We start from the raw sequence: 1,555 nt of genomic DNA on the forward strand, positions 1-1,555 counted from the left end.
TTAAATTGAAGAGTTTGATCATGGCTCAGATTGAACGCTGGCGGCAGGCCTAACACATGCAAGTCGAACGGCAGCACAGAAGAGCTTGCTCTTTGGGTGGCGAGTGGCGGACGGGTGAGTAATGTCTGGGAAACTGCCCGATGGAGGGGGATAACTACTGGAAACGGTAGCTAATACCGCATAACGTCGCGAGACCAAAGTGGGGGACCTTCGGGCCTCACACCATCGGATGTGCCCAGATGGGATTAGCTAGTAGGTGGGGTAATGGCTCACCTAGGCGACGATCCCTAGCTGGTCTGAGAGGATGACCAGCCACACTGGAACTGAGACACGGTCCAGACTCCTACGGGAGGCAGCAGTGGGGAATATTGCACAATGGGCGCAAGCCTGATGCAGCCATGCCGCGTGTATGAAGAAGGCCTTCGGGTTGTAAAGTACTTTCAGCGGGGAGGAAGGCGGTGAGGTTAATAACCTTGCCGATTGACGTTACCCGCAGAAGAAGCACCGGCTAACTCCGTGCCAGCAGCCGCGGTAATACGGAGGGTGCAAGCGTTAATCGGAATTACTGGGCGTAAAGCGCACGCAGGCGGTCTGTTAAGTCAGATGTGAAATCCCCGGGCTTAACCTGGGAACTGCATTTGAAACTGGCAGGCTTGAGTCTCGTAGAGGGGGGTAGAATTCCAGGTGTAGCGGTGAAATGCGTAGAGATCTGGAGGAATACCGGTGGCGAAGGCGGCCCCCTGGACGAAGACTGACGCTCAGGTGCGAAAGCGTGGGGAGCAAACAGGATTAGATACCCTGGTAGTCCACGCCGTAAACGATGTCGACTTGGAGGTTGTGCCCTTGAGGCGTGGCTTCCGGAGCTAACGCGTTAAGTCGACCGCCTGGGGAGTACGGCCGCAAGGTTAAAACTCAAATGAATTGACGGGGGCCCGCACAAGCGGTGGAGCATGTGGTTTAATTCGATGCAACGCGAAGAACCTTACCTGGCCTTGACATCCAGAGAACTTAGCAGAGATGCTTTGGTGCCTTCGGGAACTCTGAGACAGGTGCTGCATGGCTGTCGTCAGCTCGTGTTGTGAAATGTTGGGTTAAGTCCCGCAACGAGCGCAACCCTTATCCTTTGTTGCCAGCGGCTCGGCCGGGAACTCAAAGGAGACTGCCGGTGATAAACCGGAGGAAGGTGGGGATGACGTCAAGTCATCATGGCCCTTACGGCCAGGGCTACACACGTGCTACAATGGCGCATACAAAGAGAAGCGACCTCGCGAGAGCAAGCGGACCTCATAAAGTGCGTCGTAGTCCGGATTGGAGTCTGCAACTCGACTCCATGAAGTCGGAATCGCTAGTAATCGTAGATCAGAATGCTACGGTGAATACGTTCCCGGGCCTTGTACACACCGCCCGTCACACCATGGGAGTGGGTTGCAAAAGAAGTAGGTAGCTTAACCTTCGGGAGGGCGCTTACCACTTTGTGATTCATGACTGGGGTGAAGTCGTAACAAGGTAACCGTAGGGGAACCTGCGGTTGGATCACCTCCTTACCTGAAGATAC

General features: G+C 55.0%; 1 rRNA gene. It reads left to right on the forward strand.

Going from position 1 to position 1,555, the window contains the following annotated elements:
• Nucleotides 1-2: 2 nt before the first annotated feature.
• Nucleotides 3-1,544 (forward strand): 16S ribosomal RNA (locus ERD80_RS03445).
• The last annotated feature ends 11 nt before the right edge of the window (nt 1,545-1,555 follow it).

The sequence above is a fragment of the Pantoea sp. R102 genome (genome assembly GCF_004916815.1).
Classification (GTDB): Bacteria; Pseudomonadota; Gammaproteobacteria; order Enterobacterales; family Enterobacteriaceae; genus Pantoea; species Pantoea dispersa.